This window comes from Psychromonas sp. L1A2, assembly GCF_009828855.1.
Classification (GTDB): domain Bacteria; phylum Pseudomonadota; class Gammaproteobacteria; order Enterobacterales; family Psychromonadaceae; genus Psychromonas.
This window is the reverse complement of record NZ_WUAG01000002.1, coordinates 1,274,504-1,293,739: the sequence shown is the minus strand read 5'-3', so window position 1 is coordinate 1,293,739 and position 19,236 is coordinate 1,274,504. Positions and strand designations below refer to the sequence as shown.

General features: G+C 37.4%; 15 protein-coding genes. 4 read left to right on the top strand and 11 right to left on the bottom strand.

Annotated elements, in window-relative coordinates; translation table 11 throughout:
- Nucleotides 1–373 precede the first annotated feature (373 nt).
- The 6 genes from GQR59_RS15925 to GQR59_RS15900 all read right to left on the bottom strand — a co-directional run bounded on the left by GQR59_RS15925 (nt 374) and on the right by GQR59_RS15900 (nt 8,460).
- The gene (locus GQR59_RS15925; protein WP_160064338.1) at nt 374–1,018 is read right to left on the bottom strand and encodes a hypothetical protein; all 645 of its coding nucleotides are present in this window, start codon (nt 1,016–1,018) and stop codon (nt 374–376) included.
- Nucleotides 1,019–1,268: 250 nt separating this feature from the next.
- On the bottom strand, nt 1,269–2,051 hold the full coding sequence (locus GQR59_RS15920) for a hypothetical protein (RefSeq protein ID WP_160064336.1): 783 nt from the start codon (nt 2,049–2,051) through the stop codon (nt 1,269–1,271).
- Nucleotides 2,052–2,130: 79 nt separating this feature from the next.
- Nucleotides 2,131–2,664: a hypothetical protein gene (locus GQR59_RS18535; RefSeq protein WP_201288124.1), complete on the bottom strand. Its 534-nt coding sequence runs from the start codon at nt 2,662–2,664 to the stop codon at nt 2,131–2,133.
- A 2,125-nt stretch (nt 2,665–4,789) separates the two neighbouring features.
- Nucleotides 4,790–5,716, bottom strand: coding sequence for an ABC transporter permease (locus GQR59_RS15910; RefSeq protein ID WP_160064334.1), 927 nt, complete (start codon nt 5,714–5,716; stop codon nt 4,790–4,792).
- A gap of 22 nt (nt 5,717–5,738) precedes the next feature.
- Nucleotides 5,739–6,827 carry an ABC transporter permease gene (locus GQR59_RS15905; RefSeq protein ID WP_160064332.1) on the bottom strand — a complete coding sequence of 363 codons (1,089 nt, stop codon included), beginning with the start codon at nt 6,825–6,827 and terminating at the stop codon, nt 5,739–5,741.
- Nucleotides 6,820–8,460 carry an ABC transporter ATP-binding protein gene (locus tag GQR59_RS15900; RefSeq protein WP_160064330.1) on the bottom strand — a complete coding sequence of 547 codons (1,641 nt, stop codon included), beginning with the start codon at nt 8,458–8,460 and terminating at the stop codon, nt 6,820–6,822. The genes GQR59_RS15905 and GQR59_RS15900 overlap by 8 nt, the downstream gene beginning before the upstream one ends.
- 503 nt (nt 8,461–8,963) lie before the next feature.
- Here GQR59_RS15900 and uraD point away from each other — a divergent pair.
- The 3 genes from uraD (at nt 8,964) to GQR59_RS15885 (ending at nt 11,146) form a co-directional block, all read left to right on the top strand.
- Complete coding sequence (gene uraD, locus GQR59_RS15895; RefSeq protein ID WP_160064328.1) at nt 8,964–9,464, top strand: 2-oxo-4-hydroxy-4-carboxy-5-ureidoimidazoline decarboxylase; 501 nt, start codon at nt 8,964–8,966, stop codon at nt 9,462–9,464.
- Nucleotides 9,461–9,823, top strand: coding sequence for a hydroxyisourate hydrolase (gene uraH, locus GQR59_RS15890; RefSeq protein WP_160064326.1), 363 nt, complete (start codon nt 9,461–9,463; stop codon nt 9,821–9,823). The genes uraD and uraH overlap by 4 nt, the downstream gene beginning before the upstream one ends.
- A gap of 90 nt (nt 9,824–9,913) precedes the next feature.
- Nucleotides 9,914–11,146: a urate hydroxylase PuuD gene (locus GQR59_RS15885; RefSeq protein ID WP_160064324.1), complete on the top strand. Its 1,233-nt coding sequence runs from the start codon at nt 9,914–9,916 to the stop codon at nt 11,144–11,146.
- A 136-nt stretch (nt 11,147–11,282) separates the two neighbouring features.
- Here GQR59_RS15885 and GQR59_RS15880 read toward each other — a convergent pair whose 3' ends face one another.
- Nucleotides 11,283–12,377 (bottom strand): GGDEF domain-containing protein, encoded by a 1,095-nt coding sequence (locus tag GQR59_RS15880; protein ID WP_160064322.1) that lies wholly within the window; start codon nt 12,375–12,377, stop codon nt 11,283–11,285.
- A 695-nt stretch (nt 12,378–13,072) separates the two neighbouring features.
- On the opposite strand from GQR59_RS15880, the gene GQR59_RS15875 reads away from it, so the two are divergent.
- Entirely contained in the window at nt 13,073–14,002 is a 930-nt protein-coding gene (locus GQR59_RS15875) for a homocysteine S-methyltransferase family protein (protein WP_160064320.1), read from the top strand.
- Nucleotides 14,003–14,098: 96 nt separating this feature from the next.
- Here GQR59_RS15875 and GQR59_RS15870 read toward each other — a convergent pair whose 3' ends face one another.
- The 4 genes from GQR59_RS15870 to GQR59_RS15855 all read right to left on the bottom strand — a co-directional run bounded on the left by GQR59_RS15870 (nt 14,099) and on the right by GQR59_RS15855 (nt 19,183).
- Nucleotides 14,099–14,917: a 5'-nucleotidase, lipoprotein e(P4) family gene (locus tag GQR59_RS15870; protein WP_160064318.1), complete on the bottom strand. Its 819-nt coding sequence runs from the start codon at nt 14,915–14,917 to the stop codon at nt 14,099–14,101.
- A 583-nt stretch (nt 14,918–15,500) separates the two neighbouring features.
- Nucleotides 15,501–16,466 (bottom strand): ABC transporter permease, encoded by a 966-nt coding sequence (locus GQR59_RS15865; RefSeq protein ID WP_160064316.1) that lies wholly within the window; start codon nt 16,464–16,466, stop codon nt 15,501–15,503.
- A 3-nt stretch (nt 16,467–16,469) separates the two neighbouring features.
- Nucleotides 16,470–17,600 carry an ABC transporter permease gene (locus tag GQR59_RS15860; RefSeq protein ID WP_160064314.1) on the bottom strand — a complete coding sequence of 377 codons (1,131 nt, stop codon included), beginning with the start codon at nt 17,598–17,600 and terminating at the stop codon, nt 16,470–16,472.
- Nucleotides 17,597–19,183 carry an ABC transporter ATP-binding protein gene (locus GQR59_RS15855; RefSeq protein ID WP_160064312.1) on the bottom strand — a complete coding sequence of 529 codons (1,587 nt, stop codon included), beginning with the start codon at nt 19,181–19,183 and terminating at the stop codon, nt 17,597–17,599. Before GQR59_RS15855 ends, GQR59_RS15860 begins: the two co-directional genes overlap by 4 nt.
- Between the last annotated feature and the right edge of the window lie 53 nt (nt 19,184–19,236).

The window sequence follows — 19,236 nt, the reverse complement described above, 5'->3', positions numbered from 1 at the left end:
GTTTGTGCTGTTTGGTATAGCTCGTTTGCGCTAGTCCAGTCATTAAGGTTAATGATAGGCTTTGGTATTCCTCCTTGCAGCGCCTTACTTTCTATTGATCAGAAGAGAACCTAAGCCAGATCTTTAATTAGGCTAGGAGTAAGTGAGCGACTTGTAATCAGTTGTGGTATCACCGGCAAAAGCCCTTGTCGTAGTTCGAAAATCAAAGGGCTCAGTAGTACGGTCTGCAATGAGTTTTTAGCCAAACAAGGTTTGATTTCATTAAAGGATTTGTGGATTAATATTCACTATTAATCATAAGATGAACCGCCCTGTGCGGAGCCGCATACAGGGTGGTGTGGGGGCTGGAGGTTAGGTACCTCCGGCTACGTGATTATGAATCTATTCGATGTAGCCCCGACTTTTCTAAGTAGGAATCTACGTTATTTAACACATCATGAATTTTGGCAACTGAATATTCGAAATCACGAACCATACCTGAATCAATATCTGGAGCGGGTAGTAAAGATTTCCCATCATCTACAGATATTAGAATTGTTCGATGAATAAATGCACCATCGTAATAAAGCTCATGCCAATAACTTGTTGCATGTGGATGTAAATAACAATTAGCCCAAGGCTCTCTAAAGTCACGAGCTTGAATACCATCTTCGGAATATCTTGTTCTAAACCTCAATCTAGGATCCTCCTTTAAAAAGTACTCGCTAGCCTCAACCGAAGATAAGCCTTTCCAGTCATTTTTATAATCAGTAGTTGGAATAAATATTAATAATTCATCATATGTCATTTGTTTTACAGGTTTACGATTTGGGACTAAATACTCTGCGGCAGCTGGTGATGCGAAACATAATGAACTCATAAGGCTTAAAACAAAGGCGATAGGCTCAACTTCGTTCCCCAAACTCCATATAACCCCAGTAATCAAAGCCAAAGCAAAAAAGATAACACCAAATACTCTAATTGGATGCGAGAACTCTTTAACCCAGATACAAACTTTAAGAACATTCAGTTTTTCCATATTATTCATCCAATATTCATAACGAGGCAGTAGAATTTTTCTATTTTCAAGAAAAAATTACTTTTAAAATTTAATGATCAAATAAAACAAAAAGTTAAAAATAGATGTTTATTATTGATTTACAAAAAACGAGTTATTCTACAGCCTCAACGCCGCACTAAGCGGACTAAAATTGTGGGTTGTAATATGTAGCGAAGATAATCGTAAGTCACTGTTTTAATTTCGTTTAAGTGCTTTGTTAGTTTGCTTTCTACGACTCGTTCCATAATATATTTAAATCATCCATTACTCTTAATTTAAAGCTTTTGGCAATAGAATTTGAAACTAACAGTAATTCAGGTTTTGTATAGTTCTTCACCGGTATAGAACGACAACCAACAGAGTTGATTGGAAATATTTTCATGGTATCAAAACTACTATCAAACTCTTTAATCTTTTTAGCTGATAAATCACATGAAGGGCTAGCCATGAAGGTTTGTATAAATAACTTTCCGACAGTAAATCCAGTTGTTTGGAAGTTTTGCTGGAAAGTTTTAAAGCCAAAATGATTAATTAATGCAGGATGGTCTAATTGTGGGTTGTGCTTTCCAAGCCAAATATTCCATGTTGGAGGCGGTAAATTATTTTCTTTTAGAAAGTATCTTTCTGCTTTGGGTACTGTTGCCGTTGCAGGGTGAGAAAGTTCATTAACTATTGTAAACATTGCAGACCAAGCTGAAATTACGCTAAAGCTATCTTTTGTTAGCTTACTCCAGTCACCATTAAGTAAAGGAATCAAATGAGGTTTTGATAAACTTTGCAATCTACTCATCCAACCATTATTACAGTTTTCACAAACCACTCTTAATTTTTGTTTATGAAAATCAATTGGCCTTTGAAGCTTGCCAGTTTTAGGATCCTGACTATTTTGTGTAACCTTGTGTCTAGACAAGTTATCATCACTTCGAATTAAATGCTCTTTAAGCCAATCAGGGTATATGTGCTCTTTAGAAAGCCTTCCATTTCCACTACAAAAAATACAACCGACATTCATAACTTAGATCTCAATTGGAAAATATAAACTTGGTAAACTAACATCTTAATGACAACCTTAATACATCCAGTTGATTAACTTATAAGTCGTTTTTATAAGAGCTAGAAAGTGACTGAAAAAGCGACTCTCTTTTAGCTAGAAGTGTTGTTCTCACTTCTTCCATTTGCTTTTCTGTGATAGATTTCTTGCCATCATAGTAGTCTCTACGCATTTCTTTCAAGAACACTCCGTAATCCCTTAACAATTGAGACGGTACTTTAAGCCCTAAAAGTAGTAATTTGGATTCGGCAACTGTTAGGTTTTTGAATTGGTCAAAAAGCTCAATCTTAGTTTTATCTAGCTCTTGCTGTCTTTTGTCTGTAAGCCCCAGATCTTTTTGATTGTTTCTAACCCATTCAGTTACGAATGCCCAATAGCGTAATGAAACATGTGTCATTTCCTCGATCTGTTCACTAACCAGCTCAAGAGCATCATGGAAACGTTTTTGTCTATCTTTTTTATACTCATGTTTATGGTTCAATTTGGCTATAAAAAAAGTCCCCACCAAAGTAATTAAACCACCTAAACCAATTTTCACTGCAGTATCAGCGACCTCTATCAATGTTGTTGCCACACTTCCTCCTAGGCTTATAGCAGCGTAATTAAATAGAATCATTCCGTATTTCTATTTGGTAGGCAGAACACTCTATTTTATTTAAATTTGATAATAGAATACTAAAATAAATAAACCAATCAAAACGTTAAAAATAAAAATAAAACCTTAATCATGTGGATAGATAGAATAATTCTGCATTTACGGTAGAAATACAGAAATATATTTATTCTGTAGAGGGTGAGCTTAAGTTTTTGTCAAACAGGCTAAAATTAGCATAAAACATTGCTCAATGTGGACGAACAATCCCACCGTCTAGTTTTCCCAAATAATCAATTACTTTTAGCAAAGCCAAACAGGATGTTTGGATTAGGCTCGTTTGGCACATGGATGTGCCGTAAGAGCCGGTGCGTTATAAAAGCAATTTATTATTTGGATTAGAAAACGCTCGGTTGGCCTTTCCTTTGCTTACTTTCCTTTTGGCCATTCAAAGGAAAGTAAAGTCGCCGACAGGGCGAAAACACTGATAATAAATATCAAACTGACCGGATGAGCACAGACGAATTCAACTCAAGTAAATTAAGCTTAAAAAGTATGGTTTCCACGTGAAGTAGAAGAGGGAAAAACAAACACACAAAAGCAAAGAATGCAGACTAAAGTCAGCGCCCCAAAGTCAAAATTTGTTTTACTCAGTTGCTAAGGACATCGTTCGAGTTAGTATTTTTAGGTTTTAATAAACACACACAGGCAAAGAATGCAGACTAAAGTCAGCGCCCCAAAGTCAAAGTTGTTTTACAGAGATTGGTGATCGTATCGTTTGAGTGCATATCTTAGGCTTTCATAAAAGGGTAAGAGCAAAGCATAAAACATTACTCAATATGGCTACAACTCCCCGCCGTCTAGTTTTCCCAAATAATGAATTGCTTTTAGCAAAGCCAAACAGGATGTTTGGATTAGGCTCGTTTGGCCTTTCCTTTGCTTACTTTCCTTTTGGCCATTCAAAGGAAAGTAAAGTCGCCGACAGGGTGAAAACACTGATAATAAATATCAAACTGACCGGATGAGCGCAGACGAATCCAACTCAAGTAAATTAAGCTTAAAAAGTATGGTTTCCACGTGAAGTAGAAGAGGGAAAAACAAACACACAAAAGCAAAGAATGCAGACTAAAGTCAGCGCCTCAAAGTCAAAGCTGTTTCACATTGATGGGTAATTATCGTTTTAATTTGTATTTCAGGTTTTTATAAACAGGCAAAAGCAAAACATTGTTCAATGTGGCTACAACTCACCGCCGTCTAGTTTTCCCAAATAATGAATTGCTTTTAGCAAAGCCAAACAGGATGTTTGGATTAGGCTCGTTTGGCACATGGATGTGCCGTAAGAGTCGGTGTGTTATAAAAGCAATTTATATTTGGATGAGAAAACGCTCGGTTGGCCTTTCCTTTGCTTACTTTCCTTTTGGCCATTCAAAGGAAAGTAAAGTCGCCGACAGGGCGAAAACACTGATGATAAATATCAAACAGACCGGATGAGCGCAGACGAATTCAACTCAAAGTAAATTAAGCTTAAAAAGTATGGTTTCCACGTGAAGTAGAAGAGGGAAAAACAAACACACAAAAGCAAAGAATGCAGACTAAAGTCAGCGCCCCAAAGTCAAAGCTGCTTTACAGATATTGGTGATCGTATCGTTTGAGTGCATATCTTAGGTTTTCATAAAAGGGTAAAAGCAAAGCATAAAACATTACTCAACATGGCGACAACTCTCTGCCGTCTAGTTTTCCCAAATAATGAATTGCTTTTAGCAAAGCCAAACAGGATGTTTGGATTAGGCTCGTTTGGCACATGGATGTGCCGTAAGAGCCGGTGAGTTATAAAAGCCATTTATTCTTTGGGTCAGAAAACGCTCGGCTGGCCTTTCTTTTGGTTCTGTTTTCTTTGGCCATTTAAAGAAAATGAACACGCCGCAAGGGCGGAATACCAAAGCATACAATTAATCAAACTGACCGGATGAGCGCAGACGAATTCAACTCTAAACACTAGATCCAGCACTAATAAAAAGCATAAAAAAAGCCGTTGCTATCACCATAACAACGGCCATAGATTTCCCATTAAAAAACCAAAAAGTAAGCGATTACCAACCTCGTAAGGTTAACTGCTCCTATGCCATGGTTTACCTAATGCCATCGGTTCAAACAACTTCAAGCGTTGCTTATCTCGACTTAACATCACTAACACAACTAGCGTTGCAATATACGGCATCATCGCTAATAAGTTAGAGGAGATATCCCAGTTTAAGCCCTGTGCAACGAGGTGCATGATGCTTGCAAAACCAAATAAGTAAGCCCCTAAAATGATACGTTCGATACGCCAGCTTGCAAACACCACTAAAGTCAGTGCAATCCAACCTTTACCTGACACCATGCCTTCCGTCCACATCGGTGTATAAGCAATCGATAAGTAAGCACCTGCTAACCCCGCCATAGCACCACCAAAGGCAACGGATAAATAACGAATCAACATAACCGGTAAACCTAAGTTACTCGCTACACTTGGGTCTTCACCTACAGCACGAACCGATAAACCTTGACGGTGGTAACGGAAAAATAAATACACAACGACAATTAATACCCAGCTTAAATAGACAATGGCATTCTGTGCAAAAATAGCTTTGCCTATGATGGGAATATGCTGCAATTCAGCAATCGCCAGTGAAGGTAAAATAGAAATTTGTTTACCTTCATAATCATTACCTAGGAAAGCAGATAAACCTGTTCCAAAGATAGTAAGTGCTAACCCAGCGGCTACCTGATTTGCGTTAAGTTGTAATGCAATGACTGCAAATAAAAGCGACATAGCAACACCGACTAGCATCGCGAATACAAAACCAAGAATGTAACTATCAGTGTGATACATTGCGATAAAACCAGCGACCGCACCCATCAACATCATGCCTTCTTGGCCTAGGTTTAACACGCCACTTTTTTCACACACCATTTCACCTAAAGCCACCAATAAAAGTGGTGTGCCTGTCATGATCATGGCGTATAAAATATTTGTTATTAAATCAATATCCATCAGTTAATTTCCTTAATACTGTTTAATTTTTTGCCGTAGCAGTTAAACCTGAACGCTTAAACGTGAAGGTAATTCGGTAACGAATAAGCACGTCACAAGAGAGTAAGAAGAACAGTATCAACCCTTGTAATATTCCACTTATTGACCTTGGTAAATTCAAGATCATTTGCGACATTTCGCCACCCATAAACAGTAGTGCAATTAACAATCCTGCTAAGGTTATTCCCACGGGGTGTAAACGCCCAAGAAAGGCAACAATAATTGCTGAGTAGCCGTAACCTGGCGAAATGGCAGGTATTAATTGCCCTGTTGAGCCAGTCACGATAACGGCCCCTGCTAAACCCGCCAATGCACCTGATACTAAAAATACCATTGCTGCTAATTTTTTCTGTTTGTAACCTGCCATGTGAGCAGCAGGTTTATCTAAACCGAGTACTTTGATTTGAAAACCTAAGAAGGTTTTACTCATGAAGACCCAGGTCACGACAAGCGCTAATACCACTAATAATAAACCGACGTGTAAGCGCGTTCCTTCAAACAAAATAGGTAAGAGAGTACTATCGCCAAACAAAGCACTTTCAGGGAAGTTGTAGCCATTGGGATCTTTTAATGGCCCGTAGACTGCCCATAACAATGTGTTAAGTGCGATGTAGTTCATCATTATGGTTACCAACGTTTCATTACAATTTAAACGTAGATTCAAGAAAGCTGATATACCTGAGCAAATCATGCCGCCGACCATACCTGCGATTAGTGTCAAAGGCATGGCCCAAGCACTACTCGAATCAACAAATTGCAATGCCATTACAGTGCCGACTACAGCGCCGGTTAACAGTTGACCTTCAGCACCAATATTCCATATAGAAGCGCGGTAACATAAAGCTAAGCCATAGGCACACAGTAGGATTGGGATTGCAACCACCAATAACTCGGTGACGCCATACCAATTAGCAATAGGACTAATAAAAAAGGTGTAAAGCGCTTCTACGGGATCTTTACCTAATGCCATGAATAAAATGGAGCTAGCAATTAAGGTTAAAAATACCGCTAAGATAGGCGATAAATATCCCCATTTAGCAGAGGCTTGAGCGCGAGGGACTAATTTAATCATGTTGCGATGCTCCTTTATTGTCGGCAGCTGTCGTAGATGTTGCTAAAGGGGGCTGTGTAGATGATGAATTTGTAGGTGATGACTTTATAGGTGATTGTTTAGGCGAAGGTGTAGTTGAATCTGTCGTATCAAAATCACCTGCCATCCATTGTCCTAACTTAACTAAAGGCAATGCTTCTGGCGCTAAAAACTGTGATATTTGACCATCACAAATAGCCCCTAAACGGTCACTGATTTTATACAGTTCATCTAAGTCTTCAGAAACGATTAAGATAGCGCAGCCACGATCTCTTAACTGTAAAATCGCATCGTGAATAGCCACTTGGGCACCAATATCTACGCCCCATGTTGGGTGAGACATCAGTAAAAAGTTAGGTTCTTGATCTATTTCTCGACCGACAATGAATTTTTGTAAATTACCGCCCGACAAACTTACAGCAGCGTCATGATTACCTGCTGTTTTCACTTTGTATTTTTTGATTATTTTGTCTGCTAACTCAACTATTTTAGATTGTAGTAAAAAACCGTTTTTAACTAAACCTGAATCAAAGCTAGTGAGCAGGGCGTTATCGCATAAATCTAAATCAGGTACTGCGCCTCGGCCTAAGCGATCTTCAGGAACAAAAGCTAAACCTAAACGACGACGTTGTAATGGTGTTAATTGATCTATCACTGTCCCTGCAAAGGTGATAGATTTTGAGTTTGGATGAATATCTTCACCGGATAAAGCTCTAAGTAGTTCTTCTTGCCCATTACCTGCTATACCAGCAATACCGACTATTTCACCGCGTTTTACCTGCAAGTTAATATTTTTCAAGGCAACGTCAAATTGACCCGTTGACTTGGTCGATAAGTTTTCAATGTTCGCAAAGACGTCAGTTCCTAATGAACGACGGCACTCATTACTGATAGCAATATCTTCACCGACCATCATGCGTGCGATAGATTCGGATGTTTCGTCTTTTGGATGACAGTGCCCAGTGACTTTACCTGCACGTAAAATCGTCGCACTATCACAAAGCTCGGTGACTTCATGTAATTTATGGCTTATAAACAGTACCGAACAACCTTCTTTGGTTAGTTGTCTTAATGTTTTAAATAAATTGTCGACTTCTTGCGGTGTTAATACTGAGGTAGGTTCATCTAAAATAAGTAATTGAAGATTTAATAATAAGCAACGTACAATCTCAACACGTTGACGTTCACCTGTTGATAAACTTGAAATACGACGGTCTGGGTCGAGTGGCATTCCGTATCGTTCTGAAGTGGCTTTGATACGATGCGCTAAGGTTTTTGAGTTACCAGCCTGGTCGCCTAAAACTAAGGCTATATTCTCTGAAACAGTGAGTGTTTCAAATAATGAAAAGTGCTGAAAAACCATACCAATACCTAAACCACGTGCTACCGAAGGTTGGTCAATAGAGACAGGTGTCCCATTCCATATAATGCTACCTGAGTCAGGTTTTACTACACCATAAAGCATTTTCATTAAGGTACTTTTGCCCGCGCCATTCTCTCCTAACAGCGCATGGATTTCACCATGTTCTATATCTAGAAATACCTCATCATTCGCTTTACAGCCTGGGTATTCCTTGGTGATTCCAAGCATCGCTAAACGCTTAACATTGCTCATTGATAAATCCCTTTTATTACAGATTATTATGATCTAATTAATGTTATTAACCGCTATTAATTACACCTATTTTGTAGAGCGAACTCATCGATATTATGCGATGAAATACCCCTTATTCATGGCGTTTTTACTGTAACCTGTCCAATTGGTCAAAGTTGGTATGATATTAGCAATAAGCTTACCAGCTATTTAAAAACTGCATCGAATTAATAAGCAATTAACTGCTATAAAAAAGGCTAAAGGCTTTATGGCCTTTTATTACAATAGGTTATAGTTATTAAAAATAACACGATGCAATTTTGTAATTATATACGAACAAAATATAAAGTGAGGCAAGAAGCACCAAGAGTGTACATTTTAAATTAATTTGCACCATATATGGGCTTAAATTAAAAAATGTCGTGTTTTTTTGTGTGTCATTTTGTCTTTATAAGAAGATTATTTCTCATGCTAAATCATGTCAATCAGTAGAAATAATCGAGTGAATTTAAAAAGGAAAGTTGATGAGTTTGAATGAAATAAATACGGCTAATACAGAAGACACATATGCTGTTTTCGAAAGTTGCTGCTGTGCGCCTAATTGGATTGAAGCTATGGTTAGTGCTCGTCCTTTTGTCGATTCAAAGGCTTTATTAGCTGCATCGGAACATGCTTTTTCACAATTATCAGACGAAGACTATCTTATTGCTTTTACTGGTCATCCACAGATAGGTAATTTAAAAACCTTACATGAAAAATATGCCAATACGTCAGGTACAGCAAGCAACGAACAAGCTGGTATGTCGCTTGCTGGCAGTAAAGTATTAGAAGAGATGATTCAATTAAACCAAGCTTATTTAGAGAAATTTGGTTTTATCTTTATTGTTTGTGCTTCAGGTAAAAGTGCACAAGAAATGTTGGATTTAATTAGAAATAGAATTGGCAACCAGCGCTCAATAGAGTTGAGTATTGCGGGAGCTGAACAGGCTAAAATCACTAAAATACGTTTGGAAAAATTATTATGAATAACAACCCAATTACAACGCACATACTCAATACAGCATTAGGAAAACCTGCTGCAAGCATTGCGATTCAACTGTTTGTTTTAAAAGATAATGAATGGTCATTACTCTCTTCAGCGGTGACTAATGAAGATGGTCGAATCGATGATTGGCATGAGACGGGGTGGTATCAAGGTAAAACATCTGAGCAGTTATTTGCAACCTATAAAATAGTTTTTTCACTTGAAGATTACTGGGAAAAGCAAAGCATCGATGGTTTTTATCCAAGTGCAGAAATCAGCTTTAAAGTACAGGATTCAAGACATCACCATATTCCTTTGTTATTAGCACCATACGGTTATTCAACTTACCGAGGAAGCTAGTAAAAATGTATTGTTAATAGAGTGTTACACATACAGATAAAGTGCAAAAAATAAAAATAACAAAGCAAAAAAATAGACAGGATAAACAATATGGAAAATTATTTAATTGAAGTAGCACATCTAATTTTACGCTATTTCCACGTTATTGCAGGTATTGCATGGATCGGCGCCTCGTTCTATTTTGCTTGGTTAGACAATAGCTTAGAAACACCACCGAAAGAAAAGGCTGATAAAGGCATTAGTGGTGATTTATGGGCGATACATGGCGGTGGTTTTTATGAAGTCGCTAAATATAAGAATGGCCCAGAGCACATGCCAACAACGTTACACTGGTTTAAATGGGAAGCTTATACTACTTGGATCACGGGTACATTGTTGTTTAGCTTGCTGTATTACGTTGGTGCTGATGTTAATTTATTAGACGGCAGTAAAAGTGAATTAACTAAATTAGCAGCGATTGGGACGTCATTCGGTAGTATCGCGGTTGGGTATGTTGTTTATCGTGCGTTATGTAACTCAGCATTGGTTAAAAATGGTTTTTTATTCGCGGCTACAAGTGTTGTATTACTAGGATTATGGGCTTGGGGATTTGACCAACTCTTTGCTGATAAGGCGGTTTATATCCATATTGGTGCGTTAATTGGTACTTGTATGGCGGGTAATGTTTATCACATCATTATGCCTGGTCAACGTTACTTGGTGAAAGAAGTAGAAGCAGGGCGGATTCCGGATCCATCAGTTGGTCTAAAGGCTAAGCTTTGTTCTATTCACAACAACTATGCGACATTGCCGATTATTTTCATCATGTTAAGCAATCACTTTTCACACACCTATACGCATCAATATGGCTGGTTAGTATTAATTGCTTTGATCGTTATTGGGATGTGGATAAGACATTATTTTAACCTTAAGCACCGTCATATTAATAAACCCTCTGTTTTAATAAGCGGTATTGCTGCTTTTTTCGTATTGATGCTAGCGATTGCTCCTTGGGAAAGCTTTGCGCCGAGAGTGACTGCAACCAATGAAGGTGGAGTTGATGTTGTACAGATTTCAGATGCACAAGCATGGGATATCGTAGAAAAACACTGTACTGAGTGTCATAGCGCAACACCGACTTCAACGATGTTTAGCAGTGCGCCATTAGGCTTTACACTTGATTCGATAGAAGCGGTAGAAACACAACATGAGAAAATTTATTCTCGCGCAGTATTAAATAAAGATATGCCGTTAGCAAATTTAACCAATATGACCGAGGAAGAGCGTGAAACGTTGGGAAGTTGGATTGAAAACTACCGTATTAAGAAAGAAGCTAAGCAGTAATCTAAGTATGGTCTATCAATACAAAACTTAGATTTAAATCAAGAGTGTTACGGCTTTAATGTTATTTATTTAAAGTCGTAATGCTCAAGTTAGAGTCTCTCTATAACAACATGGAGGGATAACGCCCTGTGTTTAGTTATGGACAGACTCTATTTCTACCATTTTCTTTTGCTTTATAGAGTTGTGTATCTGCTTTTTTATAGACATTTTCAAGTAAAAAGTTACCTTCATTGACTTCAGATATACCGATGCTGATGGTTGTTTTAATAGAAACAGTATTATAAATAAACTCTTTATTCTCTATCATAGAACGGATTTTTTCTGCGATAACCTTTGCTTTAGTAAGTGATGTGTTATTAAGTAAAATAGCAAACTCTTCACCCCCAACACGTGCAAAAAGATCACTGCTTCGCATCGTATCTTTAATCGACTTAACTATCTCTATCAATACAAAATCGCCTGCTTGATGGCCAAAAGTGTCATTAATACGCTTAAAGTAATCGACATCGAGCATTAAAAGAGCAGTACATTTTTGTTCTCTAGAGGCGATTAAAATTATATTTTTAGCTATTTCAAAAAAGTAACGTCTATTATAAATATTAGTGAGTGCATCTGTTATCGATAATTGTCGAAATTTTTCGGTACTTTTCTCTAATGCTTCATGTGCCTCAATGCTCGATATTCGATTATTTAACATTGTTTTAGAGAGTAAGATAATGGCAGGAATATAGATCATAATGAATATAACTAATGCAATATGCTGCTCGTCTCCATAATAAAGCATGATCAAAATTTGAGGTGTAATAAGGCTAAAGATAAAGATTAAATAGGCTTTATAGAGTGATGACATGGATAAAGTGGCTGCTGTAATAACTCCTACAGAGACTAAGAACATAACAAACTCAAATGGCTGAGGTGCATAAGCTAACACTAAAAGTGAGGCAATAGCCCACATTGCAGCTTGAAATACATTCAAAACAATAAAGTAAACTTCCGCTTTATTTATTTTTATTGTGTCTTTATTTTGTAAATGTTTTTTAAACATTTTTACATTTTGTAAACGGTATGCAACTAATATTATTTGAAATAATAACCAAGTAAAAATAAAAATTAAGGGGATGAATGGTATAAATATAAACAAATAAGCAAAAGAAACGACCAACATAGCAGCCATTGCTCTTGGTGTTTGATTAATCACGACTTCTATTAATTTTGGGTGAACATTAGGCATCTTGTATCCTAGGATAATTAAATTCTATTAGTAGATAACTAATTAACCAGTATTATAGACCTGTATTTATTTGATAATTTACTAAAAAGTCAACTTTTTATATTATCATTGTAATCTAATGAGAGAGGTAACTAAAGGTGTAATCTAATGATTATAGTCACTATAAATATATTTAGGCGTGATTAAGTATTTTCATGTGTTGATATTTTATATTGAGTTTGTTTCAATATTATTGAATCTTTTTTACATCGGTGAATATATAAACAGTTCGTGATAATCCATTCTACAAAACATTCACTTCGCCCGCTTCATTTTATCTTTTTAAGAAACTAAGAAATTAAGCTTAGGCTGAGAAGGTAAAATCTCATACACCCGTTACCAATCAAGATATATTATTCAGTTGTTCACTCGGACACCAATACAAGGCGACAGTTGATGGTAATGGCTAGTTTTATCGAACGTTACAATGTGGTTCGAGTTGACGGACCCGTGAAGTAAGTCGTGAAGTAATCCGTTAGATCTTTACCTTCATACCTATAATTTGCCTACTTCACGACTTGCTGATTTTTATATCTTGAATGGTGATGGGTATATATTGAATTTTCCTCATCTTTACCCTGATGAAGTTTCATTATGTTTTTTCTAGGAATATGTTTAAATAAGCCTATATTAATTTAGACGTATAGAAGTCCATAATGAAAAAATTAACAATACTCGATGGTGGTATGGGACGAGAACTTAAGCGCATTGGTGCACCGTTTTCTCAACCACTTTGGAGTGCACAAGCATTAATAGAGGCGCCACATTATGTGACTCAAGCTCATCAAGGATTCATTGATGCAGGTGCAGAGATTATTATTGCTAATAGCTATGCTTGTGTGCCATTTCATCTTGGTGAGGTGCTTTATCAACAACAAGGTCATGCATTAGCTGAGCAAGCTGCCGTTATTGCGAAAGATGTTGTTAAATCGTCGAAAAGAGACGTTTTAGTCGCTGGGTCGTTACCGCCTGCTTTTGGATCTTATCGCCCTGACTTATTTGAGAGAAAACGTGCTTTTGAAATATTAAGCACTTTATTTAATGCACAAGATCAACACGTCGACTTATGGTTTGCTGAAACTATTTCTAGCATTGAAGAAGCCTTGGTCATGGTTAATGTACTTAAAGATTCAACAAAGCCTTGCCATTATGCATTTACATTGAGTGATGAAGTAGGTGAATCTGCTCGGTTACGTTCTGGTGAATTGGTAACAACGGCTATTAAAGCTATTTTGCGAGAAGGTAACCTTGATGGTATTTTCTTTAACTGTTCTATTCCCGAAGTCATTGAGCGAGCGATACGTGATACTAATAAGGTATTATCAGAGCGAAATCTGAACAAAGCGAATAGAGAAAATAACAACCAGCAGATAAACATTGGTGCCTTTGCGAATAGTTTTGTCCCTATTTCAGCTGCTCATAAAGCCAATGAAGCTGTTCAAGGTTCTCGTGATTTATCACCTGAAGAATATCTACAATTTGCTAAAAAATGGCATAGCCTCGGTGCAAATATTATCGGAGGATGTTGCGGTATTGGTCCTGCTCATATTGAAGCGTTAGTTGATTGGAAAGATAGCCTTTCATAACGGAAAATTCTCATAAAAATAAAGCTCTATTTAACCCAATAGATTTAATAGAGCTTTTTATTCAAAACAGTTTTATTTAAAACTGCTTAATTAACGCTAAAGCTTACCTGCCGCTGCTTGTTTTAATTTCTCTCGGTTTTCATCGTTTGCTTCAGGTTCTGATTGACCAAAAATACCTGCCATCCAATGACCATCGGTTGGGTTAGGGAACAATACATATTTCTTGCCGTATAAATCACGGTCTTCTTCCATCTTCGCTTTACGTCCTACAACATCGCCTTTGACATAATATTTACGACGGAAATCATTTAGGCTATCACCAAGAAAAACAGCCACGTCATAATCTTTCATTATTTCATTTTGGCGAGTTTCTTTATTTGATGTGTCACGTAACACCGTAAGGTGGCTTTCATCTTTCAATGGGAAACCTAAGTGCTTGATATTACCAAGTGCATATTCAAAGGTTTTTTCGCCTTGTTCGCGACTGGTGATATAAAAAATTTCCACATTATTTTCTGCACAAAAGGCTAAAAATTCTTTTGAGCCTGGCGATGCGACCATTTTATTTTTTGGGATCCATTCATCCCAAATCGGATCGTCAAAAAAGTCGATATTTTTGTCGACTAACATTGCCCAGTAATCAAGAGGCAGTACTAATGTGTCATCAAAATCAGATACGATAGCAAGTGGTTTATCACCTTTTTTATGTTTAGCTAACGCCAACTCTACGTGCATACGAGCGATATTAAATCCTTGATAGTAAAGCGCTTGGTATTCTGCTGCTGTTTGTTTCCATGCCACTGAATACAGTAAAGGGTTTGCTGTTTCGACATGATCAGTGGCTAATACTGCCGGCGTTATAAAAGGACTACAAAGTGCGATAGTGAGGAGTGATTTTTTTAAAAAATTGGGCATAACGTTTTAACATCCTTGATTAAACAATCTAAATAGAATCTCTATAATAACGAGTTGAATTTCGCTTTATAGAGCTAAGAAGTAATAAAGCCAACTCCTGATGCTTCAGATAAGTGACTTAGATTAATATAATTTAATTCAGCCTATTTCTCTATGACATCATTTAATTATGACGTTTACATTAAATAAGCGATCTAAATTTTGTGCAGGAAAAATGACTCAAGTTTAAGGCGTAAATTGAGGCTTTCGAAGATTAGTTTCGTTAATCGTCTGTCGGAGAATGAACTAAAAGAGGTGAATGTTTTAATGGTTGTCTCCTTTGCGACATTTACAACGAAGCAATAAATTATTTTAACCAGTGAAGTAAATAAGCTATTTATTGCGATTGGTATTCGTGTGGTTGGTACTAAGCAGCTTAATTAAAACATTATTTTTAATTAAGGATTTTTTTTAGACAGTAAAAGGTATTTGATCGTGAATGAGTAGAATGTAGGTCATTTTATAATGGAGTGATAAACTACCTTCAACCTAGGTGTTAATACATCTAGATTGCTGCTAAAAAACAGCAATCTAGAGCATAAACCTAACGAGACTTAACGTAAGGCACACCGATTGATTTTGGTCCTACTGCACGGCCAATAAAGCCAGCAAGTAACAACACTGTCAATACATAAGGCAATATTTCAATTGCTTGCACAGGAATTTCACCAATAAATGGTAATTCAGCACCTTGTAGACGGATTGCCATCGCGTCTAAGAAACCAAATAGTAAACAGCCCCATAATACTGGTACAGGTTTCCACTTACCAAAAATAAGTGCAGCTAGTGCGATATAACCTTTACCCGCACTCATATTGGGCACAAACCCAGCACTATGTGCAGTGGATAAATAAGCACCCGCTATGCCTGTTAATATCCCTGCACAAATCAATGCTCGATAACGTAACCAAGCAACAGAAATACCGGCTGTATCAACGGCATGAGGGTTTTCACCTGCTGCACGTAAACGCAAACCAAAGCGAGTTTTAAAGATGATCCACCAACAAACAGGGACGATTAATAAAGATAAATACACTAGGATGTTATGCCCAGATATTAACTCACTATAAAGCAACCCAATTACTGGTACGTCTGCAATAGCGTCAGCACCTGGTAAAGTAATCGAAGTAAAACGCTCATCTTGAGATAAAGGTGGTGTTTGACCACCAAGTCCAAACCAGTAACGACCTAATGTAACGGTTAACCCGGCTGCAAGCATATTAATAGCAACACCTGAGACTATCTGGTCACCACGATGCGTTATGCATGCAAAACCATGTAGCATTGCTAACATAACCGATGTCGCCATGGCGGCTAATAATCCTAATGTCACTGACCCTGTTATTGAGGCAGTGGCTGCAGCTGCAAATGCTGAAGCTAATATCTTTCCCTCAAGGGCAATATTTACAATGCCTGAACGCTCCGAAAATAAACCAGCTAACGCAGCAAGAATAAGTGGGGCAGCTACCCTTAAGGTCGCATCGAGTATTAAAATGATACTTTCATACATAATTTAAACCTCCGCTGCTAGTTGATTTTTAGATTGTTTTTTGGCATCAAGGTATACAAATAATCGCTCTGTTGGTCTTACTAACATTAACGAAAGGGCACCACTAAATAAAACAACTAGTGCCTGTACTACTTGAATCATTTCACGGTCAATATTTGGAAAATCAAAAGAAAGTTCAGCACCGCCTTGATAAAGAATACCAAATAAAACACTCGCTAGAATAATACCAAAAGGATGATTTCGTCCGATTAAACAAACCGCAATACCGGTGAAACCATAACCTGCAACAAAACCTAATTTAAGTTGTTGTCCGTATCCTTGTACTTCATTCAGGCTTAATAAACCTGATAAAGCACCTGAAATTAGCATCACAATAATGATTAAACGTTTACGATTAATACCACCGTACTCAGCGGCTGAAGGGCTGGCACCCATTGCTCGTATTGCGTAACCCCAACGTGTTCTCCAGAGTAATAACCAAACTAATACACAACAAACGAGTGCGATAAGAAAACTTAAATTCATCGGTGATTCAGAAAAACTGAACCCAAACCATCCAACGATTTCATGAAAGCCTGGCAAGACTGCTGAGGATTCAAAAACTCGCGATACGGGGGCCATTTGTCCTTTTTGGTTAAGTACATTCACCATTAAATAAACCATTAATGAAGAGGCAATGAAGTTAAACATGATGGTGGTAATAACAATATGACTACCGCGATAAGCTTGCAAATAGGCTGGAATAAAAGCCCATAATGCACCAAATGCCATACTGGCAAACATAGTGATCGGTAAAATAGCCCAGAACGGTAAAGTATGGTCTAAGCCTAAACAAACAAGGCCAACACCCAGTCCACCAATATAAGCTTGTCCTTCACCACCGATGTTAAATAAACCAGCAGAAAAGGCGACAGCAACAGCAAGACCGGTAAAAATAAAGTTTGTTGCATAATAAAAGGTGTAACCAATCCCTTCTTGGTAACCTAGGGCACCATTTATCATTGTTTGTGCTGCTTCAATTGGGTTAACGTCAACCGCAATAAAAATAATGGCAGAAAAAGCAAAGGCAAAAAGAATATTAATTAAAGGAAGAACAATAATATTTACCCATGCTGGAATCTTTGAGTCATTCATATTTGCTCTCCAGATGTTGTTTGTTGTGTTGTTGATAAAAGTTCATCAGGCATTATATTTGCCATCATCATGCCGAGGATTTTTTCATTTGCTTGCTCTGCACTCACTTCACCAACGATGTGACCATCAAACATAACAATAATACGATCTGATAACGCCATGATTTCATCTAACTCTACTGAGACAAGTAAGATCCCTTTTCCTTGATCTCGTAATTCGATAATGCGTTTATGAATTAATTCAATTGCACCAATATCGACACCGCGAGTAGGTTGACCAATCAATAATACATCTGGATTTTTATCGACTTCTCGTCCGATAATTAATTTTTGTTGGTTGCCGCCGGAGAATAATGAACTGCGTAATTTAGGATCGCGAGGACGTACATCCCACTCTTCCATCAAACGAGCACATTCTTGGTTAATTACTTTTGGTTTATTAAGTAGTTTGCCATTGTAGGTTGGCGAGTTTTGATAGCCTAAAATAGCCGACTCTTCTGCACTAAATGATTTTATTAATCCCATTACTAGGCGATCTTCTGGGATATGACCAACACCTAGTTCTCGCATTTGTGCTGCAGAACTTGGATGCATTGAGTCAATACATGTTTGTCCGATATTAACTTGGCCTGAATTCGGTTTGATTAGTCCAGCTAATACACTCATTAGTTCTGACTGTCCATTACCTGAAACCCCTGCAATACCAACGATTTCACCAGACTTTATTGAGATAGAAACGTCTTTTAAGCGATCGACTCCCATTTCATCGGTGTAAGTTACCTTTGAGGTCGATAATAATTCGTTTTCAGGTGCTGCTACTGATTTCTCTACTTTAAGTCTGACTTTACGCCCAACCATTAGCTCTGCAAGTTCTTCTTTATTGGTTTCAGCAGTTATGCGATGGGCGACCATTTCACCTTGGCGCATCACGGATACATTATTAGTGGCTGCTAAGATTTCTCTTAATTTATGAGTGATTAATAAGATGGTGACGCCTTTATCACGTAGCGCATCAAATATTTTAAAGAGGTGATCTGTTTCTTGAGGCGTTAACACACCGGTTGGTTCATCAAGAATAAGGATTTTGGCGCCACGATATAAGGCTTTTAATATTTCTACACGTTGTTGTAGGCCCACTGGAAGATCTTCAATTAACGCATCTAATGGGACATCTAATCGGTATTCTTTTGCTAAACGTTCTAATTCTGTACGTGCTTTTTTTAAACTAGGCTTTAATAAAGCACCTTCTTCGGCACCTAAAATTACATTTTCTAATACACTGAAATTATCAACTAACATGAAATGTTGATGAACCATGCCTATGCCATAACGTATTGCTTCTTTAGAACTGGTTAATTTACGTACTTTACCTGATATTTTAATATCGCCAGAATCAGCAATATAAAACCCATAAATGATATTCATTAGGGTTGATTTTCCTGCGCCATTTTCACCAATTATTCCATGAATGGTGCCAGCAGGTACCTTTAAGTTGATATTACAGTTAGCATGTACCGCACCGAATTTTTTATCGATACCACAGAGCTCTAAGGCAATATTTTGTTGATTATGGGGCTGAGACATAAATTAAGTTTCTCTATTCTGTCCGTTTATAAAGATCGCTAAAAATGCCTCCT

What these genes read in the sequence shown, in the direction of transcription:
- GQR59_RS15925 (WP_160064338.1), bottom strand. Translation starts at nt 1,018, where the DNA reads ATGGAAAAACTGAATGTTCTTAAAGTTTGTATCTGGGTTAAAGAGTTC.
- GQR59_RS15920 (WP_160064336.1), bottom strand. Translation starts at nt 2,051, where the DNA reads ATGAATGTCGGTTGTATTTTTTGTAGTGGAAATGGAAGGCTTTCTAAA.
- GQR59_RS15910 (WP_160064334.1), bottom strand. Translation starts at nt 5,716, where the DNA reads ATGGATATTGATTTAATAACAAATATTTTATACGCCATGATCATGACA.
- GQR59_RS15905 (WP_160064332.1), bottom strand. Translation starts at nt 6,827, where the DNA reads ATGATTAAATTAGTCCCTCGCGCTCAAGCCTCTGCTAAATGGGGATAT.
- GQR59_RS15900 (WP_160064330.1), bottom strand. Translation starts at nt 8,460, where the DNA reads ATGAGCAATGTTAAGCGTTTAGCGATGCTTGGAATCACCAAGGAATAC.
- uraD (WP_160064328.1), top strand. Translation starts at nt 8,964, where the DNA reads ATGAGTTTGAATGAAATAAATACGGCTAATACAGAAGACACATATGCT.
- uraH (WP_160064326.1), top strand. Translation starts at nt 9,461, where the DNA reads ATGAATAACAACCCAATTACAACGCACATACTCAATACAGCATTAGGA.
- GQR59_RS15885 (WP_160064324.1), top strand. Translation starts at nt 9,914, where the DNA reads ATGGAAAATTATTTAATTGAAGTAGCACATCTAATTTTACGCTATTTC.
- GQR59_RS15880 (WP_160064322.1), bottom strand. Translation starts at nt 12,377, where the DNA reads ATGCCTAATGTTCACCCAAAATTAATAGAAGTCGTGATTAATCAAACA.
- GQR59_RS15875 (WP_160064320.1), top strand. Translation starts at nt 13,073, where the DNA reads ATGAAAAAATTAACAATACTCGATGGTGGTATGGGACGAGAACTTAAG.
- GQR59_RS15870 (WP_160064318.1), bottom strand. Translation starts at nt 14,917, where the DNA reads ATGCCCAATTTTTTAAAAAAATCACTCCTCACTATCGCACTTTGTAGT.
- GQR59_RS15865 (WP_160064316.1), bottom strand. Translation starts at nt 16,466, where the DNA reads ATGTATGAAAGTATCATTTTAATACTCGATGCGACCTTAAGGGTAGCT.
- GQR59_RS15860 (WP_160064314.1), bottom strand. Translation starts at nt 17,600, where the DNA reads ATGAATGACTCAAAGATTCCAGCATGGGTAAATATTATTGTTCTTCCT.
- GQR59_RS15855 (WP_160064312.1), bottom strand. Translation starts at nt 19,183, where the DNA reads ATGTCTCAGCCCCATAATCAACAAAATATTGCCTTAGAGCTCTGTGGT.